Annotated in this window: 23 protein-coding genes; 11 read left to right on the forward strand and 12 right to left on the reverse strand. The window is 42.1% G+C overall.

Features of this window, described 5'->3' with window-relative positions; translation table 11 throughout:
* Positions 1-8: 8 nt before the first annotated feature.
* Positions 9-665: a uridine kinase gene (udk, locus tag ACQ4LT_RS09140; protein WP_445665729.1), complete on the reverse strand. Its 657-nt coding sequence runs from the start codon at positions 663-665 to the stop codon at positions 9-11.
* Positions 666-683: 18 nt separating this feature from the next.
* Complete coding sequence (locus ACQ4LT_RS09145; protein WP_445665730.1) at positions 684-1,976, reverse strand: N-acetylmuramoyl-L-alanine amidase family protein; 1,293 nt, start codon at positions 1,974-1,976, stop codon at positions 684-686.
* Between the two features lie 161 nt (positions 1,977-2,137).
* On the opposite strand from ACQ4LT_RS09145, the gene ACQ4LT_RS09150 reads away from it, so the two are divergent.
* The 4 genes from ACQ4LT_RS09150 to ACQ4LT_RS09165 all read left to right on the forward strand — a co-directional run bounded on the left by ACQ4LT_RS09150 (position 2,138) and on the right by ACQ4LT_RS09165 (position 8,304).
* Positions 2,138-5,080 (forward strand): hypothetical protein, encoded by a 2,943-nt coding sequence (locus ACQ4LT_RS09150; protein ID WP_445665731.1) that lies wholly within the window; start codon positions 2,138-2,140, stop codon positions 5,078-5,080.
* A gap of 81 nt (positions 5,081-5,161) precedes the next feature.
* Positions 5,162-6,109 (forward strand): mechanosensitive ion channel family protein, encoded by a 948-nt coding sequence (locus ACQ4LT_RS09155; RefSeq protein WP_445665732.1) that lies wholly within the window; start codon positions 5,162-5,164, stop codon positions 6,107-6,109.
* 21 nt (positions 6,110-6,130) lie between these two features.
* Positions 6,131-7,774, forward strand: a complete 1,644-nt coding sequence (locus tag ACQ4LT_RS09160) for a dipeptidyl-peptidase 3 family protein (RefSeq protein WP_445665733.1) — start codon at positions 6,131-6,133, stop codon at positions 7,772-7,774.
* Positions 7,775-7,926: 152 nt separating this feature from the next.
* Positions 7,927-8,304, forward strand: a complete 378-nt coding sequence (locus ACQ4LT_RS09165; RefSeq protein WP_445665734.1) for an ankyrin repeat domain-containing protein — start codon at positions 7,927-7,929, stop codon at positions 8,302-8,304.
* A 110-nt stretch (positions 8,305-8,414) separates the two neighbouring features.
* Here the strand turns inward: ACQ4LT_RS09165 and ACQ4LT_RS09170 are convergent, their stop codons facing one another.
* The 5 genes from ACQ4LT_RS09170 to ACQ4LT_RS09190 all read right to left on the reverse strand — a co-directional run bounded on the left by ACQ4LT_RS09170 (position 8,415) and on the right by ACQ4LT_RS09190 (position 12,447).
* Positions 8,415-9,143, reverse strand: a complete 729-nt coding sequence (locus tag ACQ4LT_RS09170; RefSeq protein WP_445665735.1) for an SAM-dependent methyltransferase — start codon at positions 9,141-9,143, stop codon at positions 8,415-8,417.
* A gap of 6 nt (positions 9,144-9,149) precedes the next feature.
* The gene (locus tag ACQ4LT_RS09175) at positions 9,150-9,632 is read right to left on the reverse strand and encodes a hypothetical protein (protein WP_445665736.1); all 483 of its coding nucleotides are present in this window, start codon (positions 9,630-9,632) and stop codon (positions 9,150-9,152) included.
* A gap of 20 nt (positions 9,633-9,652) precedes the next feature.
* On the reverse strand, positions 9,653-9,817 hold the full coding sequence (locus tag ACQ4LT_RS09180; protein ID WP_445665737.1) for a hypothetical protein: 165 nt from the start codon (positions 9,815-9,817) through the stop codon (positions 9,653-9,655).
* Between the two features lie 44 nt (positions 9,818-9,861).
* On the reverse strand, positions 9,862-11,061 hold the full coding sequence (locus ACQ4LT_RS09185) for a serine hydrolase (RefSeq protein ID WP_445665738.1): 1,200 nt from the start codon (positions 11,059-11,061) through the stop codon (positions 9,862-9,864).
* Positions 11,062-11,193: 132 nt separating this feature from the next.
* Positions 11,194-12,447 (reverse strand): DUF819 family protein, encoded by a 1,254-nt coding sequence (locus ACQ4LT_RS09190; protein WP_445665739.1) that lies wholly within the window; start codon positions 12,445-12,447, stop codon positions 11,194-11,196.
* 130 nt (positions 12,448-12,577) lie between these two features.
* On the opposite strand from ACQ4LT_RS09190, the gene ACQ4LT_RS09195 reads away from it, so the two are divergent.
* The 3 genes from ACQ4LT_RS09195 (at position 12,578) to ACQ4LT_RS09205 (ending at position 14,990) form a co-directional block, all read left to right on the forward strand.
* On the forward strand, positions 12,578-13,249 hold the full coding sequence (locus ACQ4LT_RS09195; protein WP_445665740.1) for a dihydrodipicolinate reductase C-terminal domain-containing protein: 672 nt from the start codon (positions 12,578-12,580) through the stop codon (positions 13,247-13,249).
* A 2-nt stretch (positions 13,250-13,251) separates the two neighbouring features.
* A complete protein-coding gene (gene dapA, locus ACQ4LT_RS09200; RefSeq protein WP_445665741.1) occupies positions 13,252-14,136 on the forward strand; it encodes a 4-hydroxy-tetrahydrodipicolinate synthase in 885 nt (294 codons plus the stop codon).
* Positions 14,137-14,234: 98 nt separating this feature from the next.
* Positions 14,235-14,990, forward strand: coding sequence for a 2,3,4,5-tetrahydropyridine-2,6-dicarboxylate N-succinyltransferase (locus ACQ4LT_RS09205; protein WP_445665742.1), 756 nt, complete (start codon positions 14,235-14,237; stop codon positions 14,988-14,990).
* A gap of 52 nt (positions 14,991-15,042) precedes the next feature.
* Here ACQ4LT_RS09205 and thrC read toward each other — a convergent pair whose 3' ends face one another.
* From thrC to ACQ4LT_RS09220, 3 genes are all read right to left on the reverse strand, one after another.
* Positions 15,043-16,746: a threonine synthase gene (thrC, locus tag ACQ4LT_RS09210; RefSeq protein WP_445665743.1), complete on the reverse strand. Its 1,704-nt coding sequence runs from the start codon at positions 16,744-16,746 to the stop codon at positions 15,043-15,045.
* Positions 16,747-16,859: 113 nt separating this feature from the next.
* Positions 16,860-17,111 carry a hypothetical protein gene (locus ACQ4LT_RS09215; protein WP_445665744.1) on the reverse strand — a complete coding sequence of 84 codons (252 nt, stop codon included), beginning with the start codon at positions 17,109-17,111 and terminating at the stop codon, positions 16,860-16,862.
* Positions 17,112-17,256: 145 nt separating this feature from the next.
* Positions 17,257-18,159, reverse strand: coding sequence for a 3-methyladenine DNA glycosylase (locus ACQ4LT_RS09220; RefSeq protein WP_445665745.1), 903 nt, complete (start codon positions 18,157-18,159; stop codon positions 17,257-17,259).
* Positions 18,160-18,239: 80 nt separating this feature from the next.
* Between ACQ4LT_RS09220 and ACQ4LT_RS09225 the strand changes: the two genes are divergently transcribed.
* Together ACQ4LT_RS09225 and ACQ4LT_RS09230 are read left to right on the forward strand one after the other, a co-directional pair.
* Positions 18,240-19,175, forward strand: coding sequence for a UbiA family prenyltransferase (locus tag ACQ4LT_RS09225; RefSeq protein WP_445665746.1), 936 nt, complete (start codon positions 18,240-18,242; stop codon positions 19,173-19,175).
* Between the two features lie 63 nt (positions 19,176-19,238).
* Positions 19,239-19,859 carry a thioredoxin family protein gene (locus tag ACQ4LT_RS09230; RefSeq protein WP_445665747.1) on the forward strand — a complete coding sequence of 207 codons (621 nt, stop codon included), beginning with the start codon at positions 19,239-19,241 and terminating at the stop codon, positions 19,857-19,859.
* A 105-nt stretch (positions 19,860-19,964) separates the two neighbouring features.
* Here ACQ4LT_RS09230 and ACQ4LT_RS09235 read toward each other — a convergent pair whose 3' ends face one another.
* Complete coding sequence (locus tag ACQ4LT_RS09235; RefSeq protein WP_445665748.1) at positions 19,965-23,081, reverse strand: T9SS type A sorting domain-containing protein; 3,117 nt, start codon at positions 23,079-23,081, stop codon at positions 19,965-19,967.
* Positions 23,071-23,550 carry a hypothetical protein gene (locus ACQ4LT_RS09240; RefSeq protein ID WP_445665749.1) on the reverse strand — a complete coding sequence of 160 codons (480 nt, stop codon included), beginning with the start codon at positions 23,548-23,550 and terminating at the stop codon, positions 23,071-23,073. Before ACQ4LT_RS09240 ends, ACQ4LT_RS09235 begins: the two co-directional genes overlap by 11 nt.
* A 122-nt stretch (positions 23,551-23,672) precedes the next feature.
* Between ACQ4LT_RS09240 and ACQ4LT_RS09245 the strand changes: the two genes are divergently transcribed.
* Both ACQ4LT_RS09245 and ACQ4LT_RS09250 read left to right on the forward strand, forming a co-directional pair.
* Positions 23,673-24,857 (forward strand): aspartate aminotransferase family protein, encoded by a 1,185-nt coding sequence (locus ACQ4LT_RS09245; RefSeq protein ID WP_445665750.1) that lies wholly within the window; start codon positions 23,673-23,675, stop codon positions 24,855-24,857.
* A 74-nt stretch (positions 24,858-24,931) separates the two neighbouring features.
* Positions 24,932-26,293 (forward strand): NAD-dependent succinate-semialdehyde dehydrogenase, encoded by a 1,362-nt coding sequence (locus ACQ4LT_RS09250; RefSeq protein ID WP_445665751.1) that lies wholly within the window; start codon positions 24,932-24,934, stop codon positions 26,291-26,293.
* Positions 26,294-26,344: the final 51 nt, after the last annotated feature.

Consider the following 26,344-nt stretch of genomic DNA (forward strand, 5'->3'; position numbering starts at 1 on the left):
CAACAAAATTATTTGGAAACTGATTCGTTTTCCTCCTCCGTTACTTCGGTATTTTTAAGCCGATCTTGAATAAGAGCATTTACCATATCGAGTGCGACTTTATTTTCACCACCGTGGGGAATGATGATATCGGCATACCGTTTTGTGGGCTCTACAAATTCAAGATGCATGGGGCGAACATATTTTTGATACTGCGAGAGTACCTGCTCAAGCTCCCGATTGCGTTCTACGATATCCCGCTGAATACGTCTCATCAGTCGAATATCATCATCGGTATCGACATAGAGCTTGATGTTCATCAGATCACGGAGCTCTTTTTCGGTAAAGACGAGAATACCATCAATTAAGACAACCTGTTTGGGCTCGGCCAGTCGGGTTTCTTCTTTGCGGATATGTTTGGTGAAATCGTAAATAGGAATTTCAACCTGGTATCCTTCTTTAAGGGCTTGGATGTGACGAATCATCAATTCGGTTTCGAGCGAAGAAGGGTGGTCAAAATTTTGCTGGGTACGCTCTTCAAACGATAAGTGTTTAAGATCCCGGTAATAAGAATCGTGCTGGATCAAGAGAATATTTTCTTCTCCAATCGCATCAATGATATGCTGAACTACGGTAGTTTTTCCGGATCCGCTGCCACCTGCAACACCAATTATCAGAGGGTCCAATATATAATTATTTTAAAATTAGGGGTTCCCGTTTCCTTCCTTAAAATTTCTAATAGCTCGAAAAATAGCTGAGGCAATATAGGTTTGTCCACGATCGGAAGTTAAATAACGTGCCTCACTTGGATTACTGATAAAGCCAGTTTCAACGAGTACCGCAGGCATAGAGGCGTGATATAGCACCACAAAACGTCCCTGCTTTACACCACGGGAGTGGCGTTGGGCACGTTCGTCAAACTGATATTCCATCATCCCTGCAATTTGTTCACTGGCGGTGATATAGCTGCTATTTGCCAATTCATATACTAATAATTCTTCCTGGCTCAACTCACGTTGTTCAGTATCATTATTGGGACGCACGACTTTATTTTCACGTTTCATTACTTCAAGGGCAGATTCGCTGCGTTCCAGTCCCAAAAAATATAGTTCGGTACCATATGGGCGATGCGATGTGTGGGAGTTACAGTGTATCGATATAAACAGATCGCCCTCGGCTTCATTGGCAATGCTGCCGCGTTCTTCAAGTTCAATAAATTTATCAGTTTCACGGGTATACACTACTTTTACATTGGGCATATACTCGTTGATATAGTCTCCCACTTTTTTTGAAATATCGAGTACGATATCCTTTTCTTTTACATTTCTATGGCCGATGGAACCCGGATCATGACCGCCGTGACCGGGATCAATCACGACTACATCAAACTTCATTTTATTTCTCGTCTGTTCGTATTCGGTATTTCTTCTGTTGTTTTCACCGCGGCCGTTTCCTTCTAATAGATTTTTTTCGGTGATCGTAAAACTTGACCATATAATGGGTTCAGTATCCTTAGTAAGATACTCCAACTCAGTTTTATCTACTTCCGTAAGCCCCAGCAGAAGGTCATTGCTGTTCCCGTCGTGATACGCTTTGCCATCGTAAAATTTATCTTCAGTAATATAGATGTCAACCCCAATACCGGACGGTACATCGTAAAAACTGATTTCGTCAAAAGCGGAAGAGATATTGGGCAGCTCGATATCGGTCGTGTCAATATTGTCTTGGTAAAGCGTCATCTGTATCAGGTCTACATCGGGCTGATATATTTGAAAAGAGTCAACAGGCTGGGTTAGATGAAATCGAATAACCTGCCCCTTTCCGTCGCTGCGCTCGGCTGTGGTAACCATTTGCAACGAATTGTCTTGTGCCTGCAGGGGATTGGAAAAGCCCCAATTAAAAAAGAGACAGATTACCAACAGTGACCAAAAATGTCCACATTTTGAAAAAGAGGGCATCAAATATTTTAAAATGGGATCGATCACCTTACATTTCATTGTTATGCTGAAGAATATTTTGGTCGAAATTAACCAATATTTGCTCAAGAAGAAAAGGAGATTATTGCCAAGATTATTCAATAAGTAACGGTGAGTATTAGTTTGTATTTCACCATATTTTAATCAATTTATGAAAAATAAAATTAACGAAGGTATTTCTATTGGATCGTCAAGAATTTAGGGATAAGCTACAGAAGGAAATTGATGAGAAACTGCAGGCCAATCTTACCCGGCATATCGAGGTATTTTTTGATGAGTTTGAACGGTTGTTGAAACACTTAACGGTGATAGATCGGAAATATGAAGCAGAAGATATTATTAAAAAAGGATTTCCCGGAATATTAAAAAATATTGAGGATACTTTATCCGACAAAGAAAGCGAGAGTATTTTAGAGACGTATCTATCAGCTGCTGAAAAGATAGGTGAACAGTTTCCGGATAATGAAGTCTGGGAGCAAAAGGAAGAACGGTTTGTGATACAGCAGGAAGATTCTGTTTTAGTCACAATTGGGAAGGGAGGGAAAAAGACTTCCCGCAGTATTGCCAAAATTGGGAATACCATCATTCAATCTGTAAAAAGTCTTTTGGGAGGTACCAAAAGAAGATATCCTGAATGGGAACAAGAAATTCCTTTACGTAGAGCGGTGAGCTATCATTTGTTGGATCATGAGTCTGTTCTGAAATGGGGACATATCCTTCAGCGTGTTCAGTTAGATTTGATAAGGGATATTGAAGATCTATTGGTAAAAGAGGGAAACGAGCAGAAAGAGTTGGATTTAGCTGCTTTTGTATCAGACCAAAAGAAGAAGCTGGAGGAGAAAAAGGCAGAACTGCTGGGCAATGTAGAACAGTCACTCAGTAGCAAGCAGTCTCAGATAGTTGAAGATATTGAAAAAGTGGGGACGCTGGAATGGCGTGGCGAGTTTTTTGACGAAAAACGACTGCAGACAACGAAAGAAAAAGTAAGTACCCAGTTCAAAAGCCAAAAGGAACAATGGCAGTTTGTAAAACGGCTCTTTTTTGAACGAACCAAGGACGTTATTCATTTTTTGAAGCTACAATCTGAAATTGGAGAAAAGATTGCGCAATTCAAGGGAACGTTTGAGGATATTTTTTATGAATCATTAAGAGCTCCGCTCCAAGAATTTTTGGCGGATCTTGATGAGGCTATTGAGAAAGTTGGTCGAGGAGCTACGCTGGATGAGTTGCGTACGTTACATGAAACGTTTACTACCTTTGTGGATGAGCGCCTGATACAGCCCATACAGAAACTGCTGGATAAACAAATTTTACCAGAGAAAACGGAGCATCTTTTTGAGGATCTATTGTTAATGGTGGGGCAATCTCCGCAAAATGCACAACTTATTTTTGATGCCAATCTCGACAGAAACCCGCCGTCAGTAAATCAAGAGGAAGTGGAGTGGCAACAGCTGGTTATTCGGGCTCTTAGGGAGTTATTTATGAAACCTTTGCAGCCAGCTAACCAGCAGCATGAGGAATTTCTATCCCAGAATCTGGAAGAGATTATTGAGATTAAAAATATAATATCAGTCAATTTTGACTCGGCACTTAAAGCTCGCGATGAAGATGTAGCTGAGAAAGAAAATCCTACAAAGGTGGTGAGAGAAGCGTTACAGCGCATTCTTTTGAAGGTTCAGGAGCTAAAGGACCGTACGGATGAAAAATGGCAAGAGATTAATGATTCTATTGATGGAGGAAGTGAAAAGTTTTTTTCTGCTTTATTGGCCCTGTTGCACGAGGGGAATTCGAAGCAGCTTCAGCTGGTGAATGCTAAGTACACGATGAAGGAGAAAACAAAGGATTGGAAAACGATTTTAGACTCACGGTGGGCAAGAGTTGAGGATCGGCTGATGTTGTGGAGCCGATTTGTTTGGAAGAAGCTAAAAACATACGGCACCGATCTCAAAGCGTTTTTGGGATTTAAGGAGAATAAAATTCAGGAGACAAAGCGAGCAGATATTGCTACGTATCTTTCAGAGACGGATCAGAAAATGAACAAGCTGCCCTATATCTATCGGCGTTTGTTTGATTTTCATTCGCTGGCTGATAAACGATTTTTTGAGCCTGCACAGGAATCGACCATTACTTTTAAAAGAGCATATGAGCAGTGGCAGAATCAGTTTCCCACTAATTTTGCCGTGGTTGGGGAAAAGGGTAGTGGAAAATCATCATTTCTCAGTTTAGTAGTTGAATCAGAGCTCGGCGAAGAGCAGGTTGAAACCGTGGAGTTTACAAAAACTATTTGGGAAGAAGAACACCTCGTAAATAACATAGCAGCGGTATTTGATGTTGAATCTCCGCAGACGATCGAAGAGCTGATTACGGCTATAAATCAGTCCAATCAACGCAGGCTCGTTGTCTTGGAATCAATACAGAATTGTTTTGTCCGTAATATCAATGGTTTTAAAGCTATTGAGAAGTTATCGTATCTTATTTCAGAGACGCGCAATAATGTTTTTTGGATGGTCAGTTGTTCTCGTTACGCCTGGTCGTTTTTGGATGAGGTATTACAGATCAACGAATACTTTTCTCATATCAGCCAAAGTGATTCGCTTAATGCAGAACAGATAAAACAGATTATTTTAAGCAGGCATCAGGCCAGTGGGTATTCCCTTTACTTTGAACCGGATGATCAAATACGGCAGTCGCGTACGTATCGAAAGCTAAAGGATCAGGAAAAGGAGGCTCAGGAACACCTGAAGAAAGAATACTTCGAGAAGCTTACAAAATTGGCTGAAGGAAATCCCTCTATCGCTATGATATTCTGGATACGATCTATTCGGGATTTCGACGAGACTTATTTTTACATACAGCCGCTTGAGGTAACGTCTGTAGAAATGATTGAAGATTTAAATCCACCGGTACTGTTTGCGCTGGCGGCTTTTGTACTACACGATACCTTATCGGATATAGAGTTAGCCATGGTATTGAACATAAAGCTCGAAGAAAGCAGGTTATTGCTAAATCGGTTGCGATCGAGGGGCATGTTAATCAAAAAAAATGAGTCGTTCACCATCAACCATTTAATGTACCGACAGATTGTTCGGGTGCTTAAAGAACGTAACATAATCCACTTGGGTTAATAACAGATGTATAGATTTATTAAAATATTACTTCTTACGGTTCTTATACTTTTGGGATCATGTGACATTAGTTTTTCTGTGGTGCAAGACACTTTGGCCCAACAGACAGATACCACGGTTATAATTGGCCCTGTGCAGATTGATACGACCCTAATGGATACCGTAAAACTTGATACTGCCCGTGTCGATACGAGTTCTAATTTAGAGCAAGTTGCTCAAGATACTGATAAAGCTCTCTCGGAGATTGAAAATCTTATTTCGGTAGGTGTAATACTGGCTATTATTATTGCTTTAATTATCACCTATTTTTTGAATCGATTTGTAGTCGTAGTACTTGAGAATCTTTCGGAACAGTTTACCAGTTATCGACTGGGAATTAAACGCATGGTGCCGGTTGTACGACTGGTAATATGGGCGTTTGCAATATATATCATTATCGCCGGTATTATTACGCCTCCCATGAGTACTATTATCACAGTGTTAGCATCGGTGGGTATAGCCGTTGGGTTTGCTGCACAAGACATCCTGAAAAATATTTTTGGTGGATTTATCATTATTATGGATCGGCCGTTCCAGGTGGGAGATAAAATTCAGGTTGCCGAACATTACGGCGAGGTGCTTTCGATTGGATTACGGTCGAGCCGAATCGTGACTCCCGATGATTCTGTTGTGACGATTCCCAACAGCGAGCTGATGAATACGGCGGTATCAAATGCGAATTCCAGTGCCTTGGACTGCCAGGTAGTAGCCGAAATATTCCTGCCGATGAATGTAGATGTAGATGCGGTCAAACGAATTGCCTATCGTGCAGCGGTTTCGTCGCGTTATGTATATCTACAAAAACCTATTGCAATTATTGCATTGAATGAAGTGCATGAAGAAAATTTTGTGCTCAAACTTCGGGTAAAAGCTTATGTTCTCGACATCAGGTACGAATTTCCTTTTAAAAGTGATATGACAGAATTGATCTTGAGTGAACTAAAACAACGCGATATTCTTCCCAACCAGAAGTATATTGATAAGTCCTAAATCCTCTAACCTAAAATATTGATGAATATGAAAACTACTTTAACTACAGCGTTATTAACGTTGGCAATTGCCGTTTTTCTGGCAGGATGCCAGAGCATGGAAGGTGATAACGAGATGTCAATTGATGATCGTTTGAATCAGTATACTGAATTTACCTTAACGGCTGATATTTCATCCCTCAGCGATAATCAGAAAGAGATTGTAAAGTTGCTTATTGATGCCGGCAAAGCCATGGACGAAGTGTTCTGGGAAGAAGCCTATGGCAATAAAGAAACGCTGTTAAACAATGTGCCTGAGAAAGAGCAAGAATTTGCCCGCATTAACTACGGCCCATGGGATCGTTTGAATGGAAATGAGCCTTTTATTGATGATGTGGGACCCAAGCCCGAAGGGGCCAACTTTTATCCTCCGGATATGACTAAGAAGGAATTTGAGAACTGGGATTCTGAAGTCAAGGACGATCTTTATACATTGGTACGCCGTACTCAGGATGGTGACTTGACAACAGTACCTTATCATGAGGCTTTTGCCGAACAGCATCAATTAGCTGCTGACAAACTGAAAGAAGCGGCTAAGCTGGCCGAGGATGAGGGATTGAAGAAGTATCTAAATCTCCGTGCTGAAGCGCTCCTTACCGATGAGTACCAAGAGAGCGATATGGCTTGGCTGGATATGAAAGACAATACGATCGAAGTGGTGATTGGTCCCATTGAAACTTATGAAGATCAGCTGTTTGGCTATAAAGCGGCCCATGAGACTTTTGTGCTAATTAAGGATAAAGAGTGGAGCAGCCGCTTGTCGAAATATGCAGAAGTGTTACCCGAACTTCAGGAAGGACTGCCCGTTGCTGAAGAATACAAGCAGGAGGAGCCGGGACGTGATTCTGATCTCAATGCTTATGATGCCGTTTATTATGCCGGGGATGCGAATGCCGGATCTAAAACCATAGCTATTAATTTGCCGAACGATGAAGAAGTCCAGCTGGAGAAGGGAACCCGTCGCCTGCAACTTAAAAATGCAATGCGGGCTAAATATGATAAGATTTTGTTGCCCATCTCCAATGTATTGATAGCAGAGGACCAGCGTCAATATCTGAGCTTTGATGCTTTCTTTGGTAATACAATGTTCCACGAAGTAGCTCACGGACTTGGTATCAAAAACACGATCAATGACAAAGGGACGGTTCGCGAGGCGCTTAAAGAATATGCCTCGGCACTCGAGGAAGGCAAGGCCGATGTGTTGGGTTTATATATGGTTTCGGAGCTGCGCGAGGATGGAATGGTCAATAAGGGAGCGATCGAAAATAACTACGTAACCTTTATGGCCAGCATTTTTCGGTCTATCCGATTTGGATCATCAAGTGCACATGGCAAGGCCAATCTTATTCGGTTTAATTACTTTAAGGAAAAGGGTGCTTTCAATTATGATGAGAATTCTCAGACCTATCGCGTAAATTTTGAGAAAATGGCCCAAGCAACCGATTCTCTTTCGAATAAGATTCTGACTCTTCAAGGGGATGGTGATTATGAAGGGGTTGCAGCATTTGTAGAGGAATATGGCACGATCGGTGATCAGCTGCAGCAGTCGCTGGATCGACTGTCCGAGCAGTCTATCCCGGTTGATGTAACCTTTAAACAAGGTGTGGATGTACTGGGGTTGGAGTAAGTTGTTTTCGAATGTAATACCGAAAGGGGGATGCAGAAATGTATCCCTTTTTTGTTTGGGAAAATATTTTTTCTAAGGATTGACTATGATCTTCCAAACATTTACAATGCTTTTAGAGACCCACCCTTAATTCTAAATAAGGAGGTTTAAATATGGAAGAAAATGCCTTTCTTGAAGCAGTAGAAAACGGAGATTTGGAGAACGTAAAAAAGCATTTGGAGAATGGTACTGATGTAAATACCAGTGATGAGCATAATCGGACAGCATTGATGAAAGCGGCCAAACATGGTCACTTAGATGTTGTTCAGTACCTGCTTGATCACGGTGCCGAGGTGAATACCCGTGATAATCGGGGGACAAGTGCTTTGTACTGGGCATCCAGTAATGGCTTTGATGCAATAGTACAACTGTTAATTAAACACCATAGCGATGTTAGTGTGATGGATGATCGCGGTTGGTCAGCTAAAGATCAGGCCAGTTCTCATGATTATGAGGGCATTGTTAACATGTTGGAAGATGCGGGAGCATAAAACTTTAATTATCATTTAACTTTTAAGCCTGTTCTGTAATAGAGCAGGCTTTTATTTATGTGATAAATAACTTATACAAAATTTTTTGTTGATACTTCTACTATTTTACATCAGGAAGCATACAGCAGGAAGATTGTTGGTTCTTTATGAATGGAATCGACGGAATCTTTTCGCCAGCCCGATATTTTTTTAGATACAATTCGTTCATCAGGCAGCGTCAAATTGGTAGCCGTACAAAAACGAGTTGTCGGTTCACAATACCGAGTGACATCCTTGACTACATCATCATTGCGATGAGGTGCTTCCATAAAAATTTGTGTACCACCTGATGATTTCGACTTTTTCTCTAATTGTTGGATGGCCGCCTGACGTTTATTTTTATCAATAGGCAAGTAACCATGGAAGGCGAATTGTTGTCCGTTAAAGCCAGATCCCATCAGCGCCAGTAAAATGGAAGAGGGGCCCACCAGCGGCTGGATTTTAATTTGTTGATCGTGCGCCATTTTTATAAGCTCCGATCCGGGATCTGCTACAGCGGGACATCCGGCCTCGGAGAGTAATCCTGCATCCTTTCCTTTTTTTAAGGGGTTCAGAAACGAAGCAATTTCGTGGATGGGTGTCTTTTTATTAAGCAGTAAAAATTCAATTTCATACTCCGGAACGGTATCCCCAACCCATTGAAGATACCGTGCTGCTGTTTGCACATTTTCTACAATAAGCACTTCCATCTGCCGAATAATGTTCAGCACATAATCGGGAATGGTATTATTCTCGGGAGTTTTACCTAACGTATTAGGGATGAGATAAAGAGTGCCTTTGGCTGAGTCTGACGTAGTCATAACAAATTAATCTACTCGTTCGATAACCAGTTCTTCTTCTTGTTCGTTCATCTTTTTGTTTGCGAAACGATGAGCTGCCAGTCCAATAAAGAATGTTATCAAAAAAGCAACGCCTGCCATAAGGGCGTTTGTCCAGATAAGATTCTTTTGTGTTTTAAAAGTGGGCATTAGCACAATTTCCTGCATGGCACCGGGCTGGTAGCGGATGGGAATTACGCGAATATCTTGCAAGCCGCCTGCCATCTCGACCGGTAACGAAAGCTTACGTTCAATTTCCTGGTTATCACCTGTAGTAAATCGCAAAACGATATAGCCATTTGTCTGAGCTGCAATTTGTTTGAACTCAAACTCTACAACTTCAGCGGTATAGCTGTTACCATTTTCATAGGTATCAGTAATGCCGTAATAAACCAATCCCTGGTGTAGCGTGAGGAAAAGAAAAGCAGCGGGTAAAAGCCAAAAAAAATACAGGTATTTGTACTTATTCATTATCTAAAAATTGCAAAAGTTTAATAGAAAAACGCGTAGTAAATCACATAAAACCAGCTTAAAAGCCCGTGGATAATGGCCCATAAAATCGATTTGTTCACCGACCATGATATAGTTACTGCAAGGGCCGTGCCCAGTGTTATGCCGCCGCGAACGGTCTCGTTAACTTTATCTGAATTTGCCATGATGATTCGTTGTTAATTTAATATTGACTGTTGGCAATGTAATACTATTTGCTGATTTCCTGAAGCGTAGCTTCACGCAATGCAGGATCCCACATCAGACGTTGCTGATAATCCTGATGCATTAGATTGCTACTCATGTGAAACCAAAAAGCGACCTGTAGCGAGTCAAAAAATATTGCTTGCCCAAACGGCTCCTCGGAATAAACAGATGCGCCGTAGTCGATACCATTAAGGAGCCCCAGCCTGTTGTCATAAAGAGCACCATAGTACTTAAAATCATTGTTTAACCCCTGCTCTTGGTAGGGCCAATCCATAATTCCTTTTACTCTTTCCGAGACAGGGGCAGAAATAAGTTCGTTTTGCTCAAGCTGAATCATGATTTCTGTTAATTCCTGTCCCGTAGATTTTGGAAATAGGCTCAGCATATTTCTTCGTTCTTTGAAGCCAATACCTAATCCTTGGTTTTCCTTAAAGAGTTCCGTGACCTGGGCGTGGTATTCATTATCCGTTCTAAAACGTTCGGTATTCCTTAAAACCTTATTACTAAACTCATCTTGTGGTAACTTTGAAAGTGTCTCAAAGTGAGCATCAAACTTACTATTGTTTAAATCAGGGTGGAGGGTGATATATAATCCCGAAAAGGGAAGCGGTAGATCAGTAGATTTAAGCTCAAGCAGCTTGTATGTTTCTTCAATTGCTTGTTGACCTAATTTATAATACAGAAAGTCGGATATTGCCAGATCGTTATAAATGATCGCAGTCTGTAAAAGTTCATCGAGCGGTACTTTCCCATTTTTATTGACAGCCCCTTTATTTTTGAGGGCACTTTTAGCATCATCGTGGTGAGATTCATCTATATAAGGGAGCTGGTAGCGGTTTGTTCTGTCGACCGGAATTAATTCATCTGGATCGATTTTTCCGTCTTCTACCAGTCGGGCATAAGTTGTAATAAGAAAGAAATTTGAGATCGTTCCCATCGTACGCGGTTTATCTGCACCGTAGGCAATGGCCGTATCGGGATTCGTTATGGAGCGGGAGACAATAGTGGTATGCTGGGGATTTGATCCGATATACTGTGTAAGTCCTTTGAGCGAAGTAGCTTTGGAAACCCATTGTTGTCCCTCTTGCAGGTCGCCGCTATTATTATAAAGTGTTTTTAAGGCATCCAGATTAAATCCAAAAACAATAAAGAAGATGAGGATCAGGGTACCTAAAAAGACGCCAATAAATTTTAGAATGCGCATGCAGATATGTTGAAAAAGCTATTAAGAACTGATCTGCAAATATAGGAATTCTATGTCTTTTAATCAGTAAACTATTTGGCAAAGGTGAGATGTGAAAAGGTAAACGTTTGACGTCTCACTTTTGCCTTTTGGTTAGCTCACAAACTGCATCATGATAGCACAAATGTAGGCTGCATATGTTCCAACAGCATATCCCAATACGGCTAAGAGTACACCAACAGGGGCCAGCGCCGGGTGAAATGCCGAAGCTACAATAGGGGCCGAAGCTGCACCACCCACATTGGCTTGGCTTCCAACCGCAACAAAGAAGAATGGCGCATTGATAATTTTGGCAGTGATGAAAAGAATGATAACGTGGATGATAATCCAAAGCAGTCCGATGAGAAAGAAACCAGGACTTTCGAAAATGGCCAGCACATTCATTTTCATTCCAATCGTAGCAACCAGGATATACAAGAATAGGCTTCCAATTTTTGATGCACCGGCGCCCTCGAGCTTGCGTGCCCGGGTAAAAGAAAGGGCTAATCCGCCGGTAGTGGCAATTACAATAATCCAGAAGAACCGAGAGTCGAGGCTGAGATTACTAAGCTGCGGAAAGTTTTCCCCGATCCAGGGAGCAATGCCGTCGGCGCCCAGATGGCCAATAGCTGTTATTACAAAGCCAACAGCTACAATTGTTGTAATATCAGCGAGTGTGGGTATTTTGGCTACACTGGCTTGGTAATCTTCAATTTTCTTGCGCAGTGCTGTAATGGGCGAAGCATCTGCTTTAAACCAGGCATCAATTTTTTCTGACATGCCTGCGCCATACAGCAAAAAAGCCAGCCAGATATTTGCAACAATAATATCTACTGTTACCATGGCCGAAAAAAGATCGGCGCTGGGATCAAAGACTTCGAACATGGCCGTTTGGTTTGCACCGCCGCCAATCCAGCTTCCAGCGATAGTTGAAAGTCCACGCCATAAGGCTTCGGGTCCTGCTCCTGCGGTCATTTCGGGTGCAAAATAACTTACCGTAATGAGGGCCAATGGACCGCCAATCATAATACCAACGGTTCCCGCTAAAAACATGATAATAGCTTTGGGGCCTAAATTGATAATTCCTTTGAAGTCAATGCTGAGGGTAAGGAGCACCAAGCTGGCCGGAAGCAAGTATCGGGAAGCTACAAAATAAAGGTTGGATTCTTCCCCTGATATTAATCCGAGAGAGTTAAAAATAGATGGAATAAAATAGCAAAGGAGCAGCGAGGGCACGAAGGTATAGAATTTTTGCCATTTCGGATTGTCGCTGTTCGAGGTAACAAATATGAATGCCAGAATCAGTAATAAGATTCCTAATACGACTGCATCATTAGTAAAAACAGGAGCTGCAAATAAGGTATACATATTTGGTATTTTTTGAATTGTTAAGCCTGAATCTACATTATATTTGGGTAATTGCGCAAATGGATGAAAATAGACACTGAAAAGGTTATACTTATCACTCACTTAGCGTTTAATATCAAAAGAAAAGAGTATGAAATTTGCCGTTATAGGCACCGGAAAAACCGGTGGTAAGGTCGTTGAAATTTTAAAAGAGGATCAAATTGTTGGTCCGTTCGATTCATCAAATAAACCAACGGTTGAGAAGCTTAAAGAGGCCGATGCTGCTATTTTGTTCGTGCCGGGGGTAGCTGCAGATGAGCTGATAGCTCCGCTTATGGAGGCAGGAATTCCCGCTGCGTGGGGAACCACTGGGTATAATTGGCCGGATGATTTGGATCAACAGTTAAAACAAAAAAATATTAAGTGGCTACAGGCCTCAAATTTTAGTTTGGGAATGAATATTGTGCGCCGATGCTTGGATATCATTGGTCAAAGCTCTTCAGTGTTGGATGATCCTGAATTTCATATTCACGAGATCCATCACAAACATAAGCAGGATGCGCCCAGCGGTACGGCTATTTCATGGGAAGAATGGCTGGGCAAGGAAGCGAAGATTACCTCAGAGCGCAAAGGTGATATAAAAGGAATTCATCAACTGGAGGTGAATACTGATACAGAATCAATCCATCTGAAACACCAGGCGCATGATCGAAAAATATTTGCCCAAGGTGCAATATGGGCGGCCGAACAGCTCGTTAACGGTGATGTAAATCCGGGTTTTCACGATCTTTCAACTATTTTTGATAATATAATGCAACAATAATTATGAGTATTACAGACACAAAACTTTATACGGCATTGGTAACCCCCATGAAAGAAAATGGGGATATTCATCTCGATGATTTGGCTTCGCTCATCCATAAGCAGGATGAAGCGGGCAATGGTGTTCTTGTTTTAGGCAGTACGGGCGAAGGTCTGGCGCTGTCTCTTGAAGATAAAAAGCAGGTGGTAAAAACAGCTTCAAGCCTTAATATAGACGTGCCTATTATGGTTGGAGTGGGCGGCTTTAATCTCCGTAACCAGATTGAATGGATTGAGTATTGTCATCAGTTTGATGTGGATTCATTACTGCTGGTGACACCACTCTATGCCAAGCCCGGCCCTAAGGGACAGGTAGAATGGTTTAAATCGCTGTTGGATACGGCCGAGAAGGAGTGTATGCTCTATAATGTGCCGTCACGCACCGGCAGTAAAATGAGTCCCTTAGTGCTTAAAGAGCTGGCTGATCATCCCAATTTTAAAGCGGTTAAAGAAGCCAGTGGAAGCATTGAGGATTTTCAGAATTACCGTAAAACGGCCAAGGATATTACGTTTTACAGTGGAGATGACGGATTGCTTCCATTCTTTGCAATGGCAGGATGCAACGGGCTGGTTTCAGTGGCTTCAAACGTGTGGCCTAAAGCAACGCATCAATATGTGGACTGGTGTTTGGATGGACGCGGTCCGGAACTACTGCCCCTTTGGCAGGAATGCACAGATGCTCTGTTCAGTGGTCCAAACCCTGTCCCGGCAAAAGTGTTGTTGAAAGATAAGGGATGGATTGAAAATGCTACGCTGCATCCGCCACTGATGCAAGATGATGTTGAAGATCTTAGCATTTTAAAAAATGCTGATAATATGATCCAACGCTGGTACAAAGAAAATAGTTAATTTGGTGAACTAAATAAGTCCCCGACACTTCCAAAGTGCAGGGGAATTAAAAGAATTTTAGGAAGCATTAATTTCAAAATAAATTATTTCAAAAACTGATGAGTGATAATAACTGGGAAGAAATTTTAGATAAATTGGAAACTGGAGAAGTGCGTGCAGCCGAGCCCAAAGGCGACCGATGGGAGGCAAACCGAGAAGTAAAGGAAGCAATATTGGCTTCTTTCTCAGCCGGTGAAAATACTGAGTACTCGGGTATTTATGATGGATTTGTAGACAAACACAATTTGCCACCCCGCAGGTTTTCGGCTGATGAAAATGTGCGGTTGGTACCGGGGGGATCATCCGTTCGGCGTGGAGCCTATGTAGCTGAGAATGTGATTATTATGCCTCCTGCTTATGTAAATGTAGGCGGTTATGTAGATGAAGGATCAATGATTGATAGTCATGCCTTGGTTGGATCCTGTGCACAAGTTGGCAAAAATGTACACCTGTCAGCCGGTGTTCAGTTAGGCGGTGTGCTTGAACCCGTAGGATTATCGCCCGTTGTTATTGAAGACGATTGCTTTATCGGCGCGGGGTCAGTTATCGTAGAAGGGATTCTTGTCAAAAAAGGAGCTGTGATTGCTCCGGGTGTGACGCTCTCAAAATCAATACCGGTTTATGACTGTGTAAATGAGGAAGTACTTGGAAAGGGGGCTGATATTCCTGAACGAGCCGTTGTTGTTCCGGGCACGCGTCCTATGAGCGGAGAGTGGGCCCAAGAGCAAGGACTCAATGTATCTTGTCCGCTGATCGTCAAATACCGCGATGCTGACAGTGACGCTTCACTTGAATTGGAAGATGCACTACGGTAAAATAATTTTTGCTATAAGTCCCCGGCACTTCCAAAGTGCCGGGGATTTACTATTAAGTTACCGTTGATTTCATGGCAATGGCCAGACCCTTGGTAAAGGCTTGGATAACTGCTTCAAGGGTATCCGGCGAAGCACCTTTGGATACCCACTCCTGATCGTTATTAGCCAGAGTTAACGTAACGACAACCAGCGAATCGGTATCGGGACTCAGGATATCTACTTCGTGGTTTTTAACTTCTAAATGAAATACCGAATTTGTTTCGGCGCGGATGGCTGATAAGATTGCATCAATAGGGCCAACTCCTTTTGCTTCGGAGATAACTTCTTCACCTTGAATGTCTAACTTAACAGCTGCTTCAATGAGCCCATGTTTACGCATGGTTACCTTATAATCGAGCACTTCTGCCGGATACTCTAAGTCCAGATCTTCATTGAATATTAATGATTGCAGTACTTCGATTTCATTATTACTGAGCGTTTTTCCACGTTTGTTGATCTTATCGACATATTCGTTGTAGAGCTTCTCGTGATCTTCATCCATCTCGAGATTTGCCATAAATGTATCACGCGACTTACCCCATGAATCCTTCTGCATCTCGATAAAGCCAGACTTAATATAGTTGGTTACTTTATCGATGTCTGGAGAAAGAACAGGAGAGGAGAGGGAATGTTTGGCAACGACTTTAGTATCTTTAAGTCCTGATCCGGTGAGAATAAATAAGCATTTTTTATCCTTAAACGTATCGATATTATTTTTGAATGCTGCTAAGGGAAGGGCACAGGCTGGTTCAGTAAAGTGTCCCTCTTCAACGGCCATCTCTTTAAGTGAATTTAGAATTTCATCTTCCGTAACGGTAAATGCAGAACCGTTCGACTCTTCAATACCCAGCATTACCTTGTGGAAATCGACAGGGTCCGAAGCAGCTACTGACTGTGCCATCGTATTAACCTGCTTCTTGATAATTTTTTTCTTTTTAAAGATCCCTTCAACCACTGGAGAACTTTGCTCGGGTTGAATAGCAATCATTTTTGGTCGCTTTGAAATTTGTCCCGATTCTTTAAGTTCAGTAAATCCTTTCCAGATAGCACCAAAGTTCGTCCCGCAACCAACAGGGACAAAAATGTAATCGAAATCATCACCATTCTGCTCCAGAAGTTCATAAGGGAACGATTTTTGTCCTTCTTCACGGAAAACATAATCTCCGGCCAGGTAGTAGTTACCCGATTTTGCAAATTTACGGCAAAGTGCTTCACAGGTGCTAAAATCTCCCTTTATTCGGATGATATTAGCGTTATAAATAGTGGCCTGAGCGATTTTTGCATCTGTTGTTTTTTCAGGTACAAATACAAAACAGGGAATCTTGAAATAACAAGCGTAGGCAGCAACCGAAGCAGCCATATTTCCAGTTGAGGCAAGGCAAATGGCATCAGCGTCAAGTTCAAGTGCTTTCTGGACTTCAATATAACTACCCCGATCTTTAAAGCAGCCGGTGGGATGTTCGAATTCGAGTTTGGCCCAGAGATCTGCACCATAGGTTTCCGACAAGCGATCCAGTTTTTTGAGAGCCGAAGGATGGGTTTTCATCGGGTCGGGCTTCAGTTCCTGTAGCGGATACTGAATATCATCCGAGGGTTCATTGTAGTAGACCCGAAGAACGCTATCGCATTGGGTACAATAGGTGGTTGTTTCATCTTCTGAGTTAAGGTGGCCATTGGCCACGCACTTAAGTTGATAATCTGTTGTCGCACTTGCCATAATAAGTAAGAACCCTAAGTTATATTTGAAACGTGTATATCATATCAAGATATGTTTGAAAATAGGTGATTCCGTTTAGGAATGATATCCTTTTTCAAAATTTAAAACTTTTATTAATTCTTTAGCGGAAGTAGAGAAATTTCATCAAAATCCATGTCGAGTTCATCAAGAACCGGTTCTGCTACTTCAGAAATTTCTTCGCCTGAAAGCTCATCCAGACCTTCAATTTCAATAAATAGGGTATTTTGATGTCCGACTACGCTAAACCGTGCTTTCTCAGCATTAAAGCATTTGCGAAGTGTATCGACCAGTAGCTTAATATCCTGTTCGTAGGCTTGGTAATCGGTATTGTCGAGTTCGCTCATTGCTGTGAAATTTGTTCAGATGATTGGTTGTATTTGTGGTAAAACAATACGCTATAGATAATAGGCAATCCCTGACAGTTGTGAAAGTAGGAGATCCTGAACTTGCCGCGTCCCGATTGTTCGGGGTTTCAGGATCTGTAAGTCTTCAGTCACAAAGAGCTTTTAGTAGATGGTTGTATTCTCTTATCAATTGCTTGCGGATGGGCTGCGATTTTTCGTAAATGGCTATTTGTTTCTTCATGTACTCTCGCCGCCCCTTATCAGTCTCAATCTTGATAGGCTCCAGTCCGCGATCACGTAAGTCATAGGGACTGGCTTTCATATCCATAACACGGGTCTCTACAGCGAGCTCAAAAGCTTCTCTGATTGTTGTACTGGAAATCCACGGATACATTTTGAAAGCCCACTTGTATAGATCCATATTGGTGTGCAGACAGCCGGGCTGTTCCATATCAGCGAACTTTTCACGATTGAGCTCAAATTTATTTTGGGGTTTGGCCTCATCCGTAAAGAAGCGAAACGCATCAAAATGAGTGCATACCAGCGGACGTGATTCCACAAACTCAGCTAATTCATCTTTATCCATGCGTAGGGAGAGATAATCATGGCGAACCCGATCGGCTTTATATACCATGGCCCATTCGTGCATCCCAAAACAACCAAACGAAGGTCTTCGGCTTAAGGATTGCTCGAGTACATTCAAAATCCATTTAACAGAGGAAATGCGATCATCATCAAAATAACTGATGTCCAAAAAAGAATCCCCATCCGTTGTCTCCATTTCATCGAACTGCCAATTGTGCGAAGTTCCGTCAATGAGCAGGATGCCCAGGCCCGGAGACCATCGTTTTAGGTATGAGGGACGAAAAGCATAATATTCAAACAGGAAATCGAGCACCGGATCTTTTTTCTGGTGCGATCGCCTTTCCAGATAATCGTCAATAAGATCACTAATTTTTTGGTAGTGATCGTTTTTTTGAGTTCGCCATTGGTCTGGCGATAATTGCTTGTAGATATAGGAAGCTGTTTGTGTCTCGGTTGAAATCATAATTCTTAAAATACCAATCTTTTGTTGGATTGATAAGCCTTAAATTGGTAAGATGGGTTTTTAAAAAGCAGTAAATTTAGATGAAGCTCAACGCCGAATCCCAAAATATTAGAATAGCTAAGCAACTCTGGCATTTTGTGATGCACCTGCGCTGGCATTACCAGTTATTTATTTTGTCGGGCGGATTTTTGTTAGGCGGGTTTTTGAGTCCGGATCTGGAGGTGCAATCATTTCTTGTTCAGTTCGGCAATGTGCATTTATTGCTTTTTGGCGGTGCCACAGCCTATAACTCCTTTTGGGATAAAGATGAGGGTCCGATTGGCGGACTTCGAAATCCTCCGAAAATGCAATCGTGGATGTGGAGTGCTTCTCTTGTTTTACAGGGAATTGGACTGGTGATTGCTGTGGCTCAAGGTTTGTTATACAGCAGTATTTATCTGATCAGCATGCTTTTCTTTTGGTTGTATTCCACACCGTTGGCAAGATGGAAAGGTCATCCTATAAAAAGCTTGGTGGCAATAGGCGTAAGTACGGGGCTGAATTCTGTACTGTTAGGCTACTTGGCGGCGGGAAATTCAGTAATTGATATTACAGTTTTAATAGCTTCCGTGGGAGTTACGCTCATACTGTTGAGCCTGTATCCCATATCACAAATATACCAAATAGAGGAAGATCGCAAGCGAGGCGACCAAACATTTGCCGTCCGATTTGGGACAAAGGGGGTGACGTATTTCTTTGTTACGGCATTTTTGATAGGACTTATTTTTGTAGGCTTAGCTATAGGAACATTTAACTTTTGGTTTGCCCTTCTCTTTGGTGGGATAGGAGTTATTGTGGGATTGTTCATTTTTGTGCTGTTGAAAAAACTGTCAACGACAAACGAAGATTATGCTACTGTTATGTGGATTAAATACGGTACTTCGCTGGGTTTTGTGTTTTTTTTAATTGTGGCTATTGGCTTAAAACATTTCCAGATGGATGGAATATCTTGGGTTGTCAAATTGTTGTTAGAGTAAGACTTTCAAGGTATTTTCCCTCTACAGAAGTAACACCAAAACACAATTACATCTACAGAAATTATGAGTATTGCAGCAGAGCAAATTATTACGGAAAAAACTATCGACGAAGCGTACACGTACGAAGAATATCGGGATATGATTGATGAACTCCTGGAACAAAACAAAACCACGGGCGATAACCATTCTGATGAGATGGTCCATTATACCAAGATGAACGTGCAGCGCATGAGTCGTTGGGATAAACGTATAGACCTAAATGATTCTTTGGTAGATAAGCTTAATAGCCTGGATCAAAAGTGGACTTGGTTGGTTATTACCGAAGCATGGTGCGGCGATGCGGCCCAGAATATTCCAGCCCTTGTAAAGATGGCTGAAAAAACTGACAATATTGATATCCGCTTTATTTTGCGTGATCAGAATTTGGATCTCATGGATGAGTATTTAACCAATGGCGGTCGTTCTATTCCCAAGCTGATTTGTTTGGATGCGGAAACGTTGGAAGAAATTGGGACTTGGGGACCGCGTCCGAAACTGGCACAGCAGAAAGCAATGGAATGGAAGGAAAATGAAAGTATTAGCAAAGAAGAGTGGGCAAGAAAACTGCACAAATGGTATGCCGAGAATAAAACTGAAGGAGTTCAACAGGAGTTCGCCGAGCGTATCAACCAGTGGAGCGAATAGCTAACAATATTCTGTCGACTTTCTGAATGGTCGGAGATACTGTCAGAACTGTAAAGAATTCGAAGGATTTTAATAAAACTTTCTAAGTTAGTTCTAATTATTGAGCTACTTTATTAACGTCATTTTATCCGATTCCATATAGGTTTCACCACCAGTGGTTTTTGCAACAACGCGATAAATGTATATTCCGCTTGCAAATTTAGATATGTTAATATTCTGATTATAAGAGCCTGCATTATATTGTTTCTGGTAAACAGGTTCCGAAACTTTTTGCCCATTCATATTATAGATAGCTATTGTTACTCGACTATCAGAAGGTACATCAAAAGGCAGGGTGGTTGAGGTGCGAAATGGATTGGGATAATTTGATTTTATAGCAAAGTTGTTGGGTGGTAATAGAGTGAAAGTTTGACTCGCATTAACATTACCAGAAGTTGCTTTTATTTGAATAGTATTGGACTCGGAGTCGCGTGGGGCTGCCCCACGCGGAACTTCAACAACTAATTCATTTGTGGTGGCCTCAAGTACATTGGCCATAACTGTACCAAAGGTCACCTCATTATCTTCAGGATTGGGATTGAATTCGAAATTTGACGCCGTGATTGTAACTTTTTCACCGGCCCGACCTTCATTAGGATCAACTGCTATTGAAGGGAGGGAAACGCTGCCATCAAAAGAGCCGCGGTACATGCCCAAGCCATGGGTACCTGCAACAATAGTTCCATCATTATATCGAGCATTAACCTGCTCAACTACCGCATAACCAATTTCATTGGTTGCCTCCTGTTCCCAGTTGGTATTTGATCCGTCGAGGTTCGTAGTCGAGTAAATACCGGTACTGGTTCCAACAAAATAAATATTTCCTTGGTCTCCCGGAATAGTTGCCGAGGAGCGTACTGAGGGACCTAAATCCCCGCTATCGCCGAGGTTCCCTTCTACTCCTTGCCACGTTTCTCCACCGTCGCGTGTGTGATAAATGCTTTCAACCTCATAATTCGATATTATAACTGTAATTTCATCGGCGTTGGTAGGACTAACTTCAATATCGTGGATGTATGCACCATTAGCGGCATCGGGTATAGATATTTCTTCGGCACCAAAAGTAGCCTCGTGGGAGTTTGTCAGTTTGTAAAGAACTGGCTGTTGATTTTGAGAAGATCCGGCATAAAATAAAATATTGGCAGGACTTCGCGAAACAGTAAGAGCCGATATTTCATATCCAGAAGGCACGTTCAGGTTGTCCAATTCTTCCCATCCTTCTGAAGCTCCATTACTGTTTAAATTAGTAATTTCATCGGCTTGAGTATTACGCCAGATATTCCAGGTCCCCCCCTCGGTGCTGGCTCCCGGATAATACATAATCCCTTCATCATTAGGATCTACTACATACGGGTGCACAAACAATTGTTCTTCTACGTCAATGGGATCTACATAAGCAAATGTGTTAGTAGGATCACCTCCGTCAGATTTTTGATAGCGAATGATACTTCCATTTTGTCGAGATACGAAAAGATATGATGAAGTAAAGTATGCATATCCTCCGTCACCAAAAGAGATATCACTTGAAGTTGTGCTTTGACTGGTTTCACTATCAAAACGAAAAAATGGCGTACCATTATCCTGTGTACCGCCCATCACCCGATTATCACCTATTTCTGAGGATATAGCAGCCGAATAGAACTGTGTAGTAACATAGCCTTCGTTCATATCTTGCCAGCTCACCGAGGTAGCTGTAAGATTATCGGTGACGCTGATACCCCCATCGTGGGCCGACCACATCCGGTCGGGATCGTTTTGATCAAAGAAAAATTCGTGCTGGTCCGGATGATGATTGGGATATTGACTAGCGTTATTATCTTTAGCATATCCTCCTATCCAGTATTCGTCTTTGTCCTCTTCTTCGTAGCCGCCGGTGGGGCTAGTGGCGAATCCGTCACGAGAACGAAATAGATTAATACCACCGACGACTACAAAATCCGGATCGTCGGGTTTTACCGCTACCATCATATTATATCCTCCCTGAAGCTCCATATCACCTACAGGATCACCGAAATTTGGAAGATGTTCGGAACGATCATCTGATTTTTGCAGTGTTTCTCCCCCGAGGTCGATATCAATCATATGAAAACTGACCCCCTGATTGGTTTCATCGCCTTGTCCTTTGAGTGTTAGGACATAGGCGGTATCCGGAGCAGAAGGTGCAAATGCCGCAACACTGCGGCGGTGCGTGCTGGGAAAAGTGGCTGGTGAAACGTTGGTCCAGCTGGCACCGTCATCAGTAGATAAATAGATGCCGGGATTATTGGTCTGGTTTGATTCGCCGGCGTCTGTTTCGGAGATTACTGCAAGTAGATCTCCATTGGAATTGGTAACAATATCAGTGTACAGATGTTCTCCAGCTCCGCCGAGAACCAATTCAAATTCTTGGGTAGATTCATTGAGTTTTAATACGCCAAAGCCATGGCTTGCAATAAATACAGATCCCGTAACCGGGCTAATGACAACACGGCTCATAAAGTCAAACGGTTTATCAAATGAAGCGTTCTCATCTTGAGTAGAAGGAATAATAGACCAGGTTTCTCCGTTATCTGTAGATCGATATACGCCGGTTCCGTAATAGGAAGCAGTAAATCCTCGGTCAGATGCTGAGTTTCCCAAAAATTCACCGGTTACATAATACCATGTGTCTGGATTTGTGGGATCTTGAGCCAGTGAAGTAACGCTGAGGTTTGTAAAGTCACTTGTTTTAAGGTTCCAAGAGCTGCCACCATCGGTTGATTTCCAGATGCCTCCCGAAACTCCTCCGGCAATAATAGTACTTGGATCATTGATATCCACGGCCATTGCTCGCGTTCGCCCTCCTATATCAAAAGGTCCGGCCTGTCCCCAAGTAAAATTATGAAAATCGAGCAGTCCTTTTTGTTTATGGGGAAATTGAACATCTATATTTTGGCGCGGTGGAATCTGCTTAGCTTTCTGTATTTCTCGCTGGCGGGCATTATCGGGAATTTTATTTGTAGCCGGATTTCGAAGCATGCGAAAATAATACTGTCCCCGTGCTGCTTTTTTCTCCAATCGCTCAACTTGATTAGAGTTAGGTTTTTCAATTTGCTTCACTTTTTGGTTATGAGGAGAATCTTGGGGCAAAAATAAAAAAAGAGCAAACAGTCCAAATACGAGTATGGATGAGAAAAATAAATATTTTAGATAGTTACGAGTCATCGGACGCGTTTTTTGTTGTTAAATCAGTTTTAATTTTGTTTAGAGTCCAGTTCTGGGACTGCTTACCAAGCGATTGAGTATATCCCACAAATAGAATGAATTGTTTCCCCTCTTTTAATGTGAGAAATTGTTGTTCTGCATTTTTTCCAAATGTTGTCGCATTAACTTTAACAGTCTTTCCTTTCGGCAATGATGGAGTAGAAGGACCCCGTTGGAGTATTTGAGCTACTGAAATATAAATAGTTGTCTCATCTCCATCTTTTTCTATTTTTTCTATATTCGCTTTTATCTTTACTGTCCCTGGAGAAAGGGAGGGAGCAGGTGGTTGTACCCGCATAGTATCTTTGTGAGATTTTGTGATAACAGAATCAGTATCTTTTTTCTCAGTTTTTTTAGAAACGTCATCTTTTGATGGAGCGCAAGCAGTGATCAGAATAAGAAAGCTAAAAATTGTGCCAAAAGTTGACATGCAAAAAGACTTTTAGTTCAATAATCAAGATAAAACTTAGACATATAAACTCAATTAAAAAGTTATCTTGTTTCTTATAATATTTTAATTAAATAAAGAATTAAGAAGTAAACTAACGTATTTTGAATAAGAAAGAATCTTTCTATAACCACGTTGCCCAGACTAGCGATGCGCCTATTGGGTTGGAAGTGGATCATGCCAACGGACCTTATATCTATACAACCGATGGCAAAGAGTATGTTGATCTTATTTCCGGTATTGCCGTCAGCAGCTTGGGGCATCGTCATCCCGAAGTAGTAAAAGCGGTCAAGCGCCAGGTTGATCGTCACTTGCATGTGATGGTGTATGGCGAATTTATCCAGGAGCCGCAATCGAAATATGCCGAACTGTTGACATCACAGCTACCTGATTCACTGGATCGCGTATACTTCGTGAATAGCGGTACTGAGGCCAACGAAGGAGCGCTTAAGCTGGCAAAAAAACATACCGGCCGGCATAAACTTGTGGGATTTAATCATGGATATCACGGAGATACACATGGTTCACTCAGCGTTACGGGGCGAGATGTGTATCGTGATCCCTATCTGCCGCTGTTACCTAACGTTCACTTTCTGGATTTTAATAGTTTTGATGCATTGCAAACCATTGATGAAGAAACGGCAGCTGTGATTATGGAACCCATACAGGGGGAGGGCGGTATCATTCCCGCAAAGAAAGGGTGGCTAAAAGCTGTGCGCAAGCGTTGTGATGAAGTAGGGGCATTGCTTATTTTTGATGAAATTCAGACGGGGTTCTACCGTACGGGTTCGCTGTTTGCTTTCCGGGGATACGAAGTAGTACCCGATATTATGAGTCTGGCCAAGGCCATGGGCGGAGGCATGCCGATGGGTGCTTTTGTATCATCATCCGAGATATTTGAATCATTTAAACACGATCCGCCGCTGAATCACGTAACTACATTTGGTGGCCATCCGGTCTCATGTGCTGCGGCACATGCTACATTATCGGAATTACTTTCTGGGGATTACGGCGCGAAGGCCCAAAAAATTGAGCAAATTGTCCGAAAAGAATTAACTGCTGAGGGAATTACAGAAATTCGTGGTGAGGGAGCGATGCTTGGAATGGAGCTGGAAGATCGTAAACTGACTCAGCAAGTGGTTGAGGAGTGCATGGAGAAAGGTATTATTTTGGGATGGACGCTCCATTCGAATACATTGGTGCGACTGGCACCACCGCTTATTATCGAAGAAAAACTGTTGCGATCAACGTTGCAGAGCATCAATAAAACGGTCAAAAAGTATTGTTGACAGTTGGTTCAAAGGATTGCTATTTGTAAACTGTTTCTTAGACAAAAAATACTAACAATTAAGTAAGAGCTGTTATGAAAACGATTAATCCGGCTACTGGAGAGCTTATCGAAAAGTATGACCAAATGAGTGATGATGCATTGGATGTTATTACCAGAGATGCAGCTACGGCTCAGGAGAAATGGCGCCGTAATTCATTTTATGAACGGAGTTTATTACTACAGCGAGCTGCTGAGTTGTTGGAAGAACATAAGGAGAAATATGCCAAATTAATGGCCCGTGAGATGGGGAAACCATTGGCACAGGGAGAGTCTGAGGTCGAAAAATGTGCCTGGGTCTGCAACTATTATGCAGAGAATACCGAGGATTTTCTTGAAGAAGAAGTTATTAGATCTGATGCCAGCAAAAGTTATGTGACGTTTAACCCACTGGGGACGGTTCTTGCCATTATGCCTTGGAATTTTCCTTTCTGGCAGCTTTTTCGATTTGCGGCCCCTGCCCTGATGGCGGGCAATGCGGTGATCCTAAAACACGCGCCCAATGTAACGGGATGTGCTTTGGCTATAGAAAATTTGATGCATGAGGCTGGAATTGCCGATAACCTTTTCCGTACCGTAATTGCAGATGTAGATCAAACGCAGAACTTGATTTTACATCCGGATATAGCAGCTGTTACATTGACAGGGAGTACACGTGCTGGTAAATCGGTAGCATCAACGGCAGGCAGTGTGCTAAAGAAAACAGTACTCGAGCTTGGGGGAAGTGATCCTTATCTCATTTTGGAAGATGCCGATGTTGAAAAAGCTGCTGAAACCTGTGTGACTTCCCGTCTTATCAACAGTGGACAGAGTTGTATTGCGGCTAAGCGTTTAATTGTCGTTGAAGATATTTATGACGAGTTCCTCGAAGCGGTATTTCATCATATGAATGAGAAAAAAATCGGTGATCCATTTAACAGTGCTACTGATGTGGGTCCAATGGCTCGCGAAGATTTGCGGGATGATCTTCACGACCAAGTTCAAAAAAGTGTTGCCAAAGGAGCAGAGTGCATTCTTGGGGGATCTATTCCTGACCAAGATGGTTTTTACTATCCGCCAACAATTCTTACTGACATTTCAAAGGGTATGCCTGCCTATGAGGAAGAACTGTTTGGCCCGGTAGCATCAGTTATTAAAGTAAAAGATACCCGTGAAGCTATTAAAGTAGCCAATGACAGTGATTACGGGTTGGGAGCGGCCGTATTTTCCGAAGATTTGCAACATGCTGAGGAAATTGCGGCCTACGAGTTAGAAGCCGGTTGCTGTTTTGTTAATGATTTTGTGAAATCCGATCCCCGACTGCCATTTGGAGGTATTAAAGAATCAGGTTATGGTCGAGAGCTATCTCATTTTGGGATTAAAGAGTTTGTTAATACCAAAACGGTTTATCGGGCATAAAAAAATGTAAGTGTTTTCTCTTTGGTTAGTCATAAAGCTAATATCTAAAAA

The organism is Fodinibius sp. AD559 (assembly GCF_052712805.1).

What these genes read in the sequence shown, in the direction of transcription:
- ACQ4LT_RS09145 (WP_445665730.1), bottom strand. Translation starts at nt 1,976, where the DNA reads ATGAAATGTAAGGTGATCGATCCCATTTTAAAATATTTGATGCCCTCT.
- ACQ4LT_RS09160 (WP_445665733.1), top strand. Translation starts at nt 6,131, where the DNA reads ATGAATATGAAAACTACTTTAACTACAGCGTTATTAACGTTGGCAATT.
- ACQ4LT_RS09165 (WP_445665734.1), top strand. Translation starts at nt 7,927, where the DNA reads ATGGAAGAAAATGCCTTTCTTGAAGCAGTAGAAAACGGAGATTTGGAG.
- ACQ4LT_RS09170 (WP_445665735.1), bottom strand. Translation starts at nt 9,143, where the DNA reads ATGACTACGTCAGACTCAGCCAAAGGCACTCTTTATCTCATCCCTAAT.
- ACQ4LT_RS09175 (WP_445665736.1), bottom strand. Translation starts at nt 9,632, where the DNA reads ATGAATAAGTACAAATACCTGTATTTTTTTTGGCTTTTACCCGCTGCT.
- ACQ4LT_RS09180 (WP_445665737.1), bottom strand. Translation starts at nt 9,817, where the DNA reads ATGGCAAATTCAGATAAAGTTAACGAGACCGTTCGCGGCGGCATAACA.
- ACQ4LT_RS09185 (WP_445665738.1), bottom strand. Translation starts at nt 11,061, where the DNA reads ATGCGCATTCTAAAATTTATTGGCGTCTTTTTAGGTACCCTGATCCTC.
- ACQ4LT_RS09190 (WP_445665739.1), bottom strand. Translation starts at nt 12,447, where the DNA reads ATGTATACCTTATTTGCAGCTCCTGTTTTTACTAATGATGCAGTCGTA.
- ACQ4LT_RS09195 (WP_445665740.1), top strand. Translation starts at nt 12,578, where the DNA reads ATGAAATTTGCCGTTATAGGCACCGGAAAAACCGGTGGTAAGGTCGTT.
- dapA (WP_445665741.1), top strand. Translation starts at nt 13,252, where the DNA reads ATGAGTATTACAGACACAAAACTTTATACGGCATTGGTAACCCCCATG.
- ACQ4LT_RS09205 (WP_445665742.1), top strand. Translation starts at nt 14,235, where the DNA reads ATGAGTGATAATAACTGGGAAGAAATTTTAGATAAATTGGAAACTGGA.
- thrC (WP_445665743.1), bottom strand. Translation starts at nt 16,746, where the DNA reads ATGGCAAGTGCGACAACAGATTATCAACTTAAGTGCGTGGCCAATGGC.
- ACQ4LT_RS09215 (WP_445665744.1), bottom strand. Translation starts at nt 17,111, where the DNA reads ATGAGCGAACTCGACAATACCGATTACCAAGCCTACGAACAGGATATT.
- ACQ4LT_RS09220 (WP_445665745.1), bottom strand. Translation starts at nt 18,159, where the DNA reads ATGATTTCAACCGAGACACAAACAGCTTCCTATATCTACAAGCAATTA.
- ACQ4LT_RS09225 (WP_445665746.1), top strand. Translation starts at nt 18,240, where the DNA reads ATGAAGCTCAACGCCGAATCCCAAAATATTAGAATAGCTAAGCAACTC.
- ACQ4LT_RS09230 (WP_445665747.1), top strand. Translation starts at nt 19,239, where the DNA reads ATGAGTATTGCAGCAGAGCAAATTATTACGGAAAAAACTATCGACGAA.
- ACQ4LT_RS09235 (WP_445665748.1), bottom strand. Translation starts at nt 23,081, where the DNA reads ATGACTCGTAACTATCTAAAATATTTATTTTTCTCATCCATACTCGTA.
- ACQ4LT_RS09240 (WP_445665749.1), bottom strand. Translation starts at nt 23,550, where the DNA reads ATGTCAACTTTTGGCACAATTTTTAGCTTTCTTATTCTGATCACTGCT.
- ACQ4LT_RS09250 (WP_445665751.1), top strand. Translation starts at nt 24,932, where the DNA reads ATGAAAACGATTAATCCGGCTACTGGAGAGCTTATCGAAAAGTATGAC.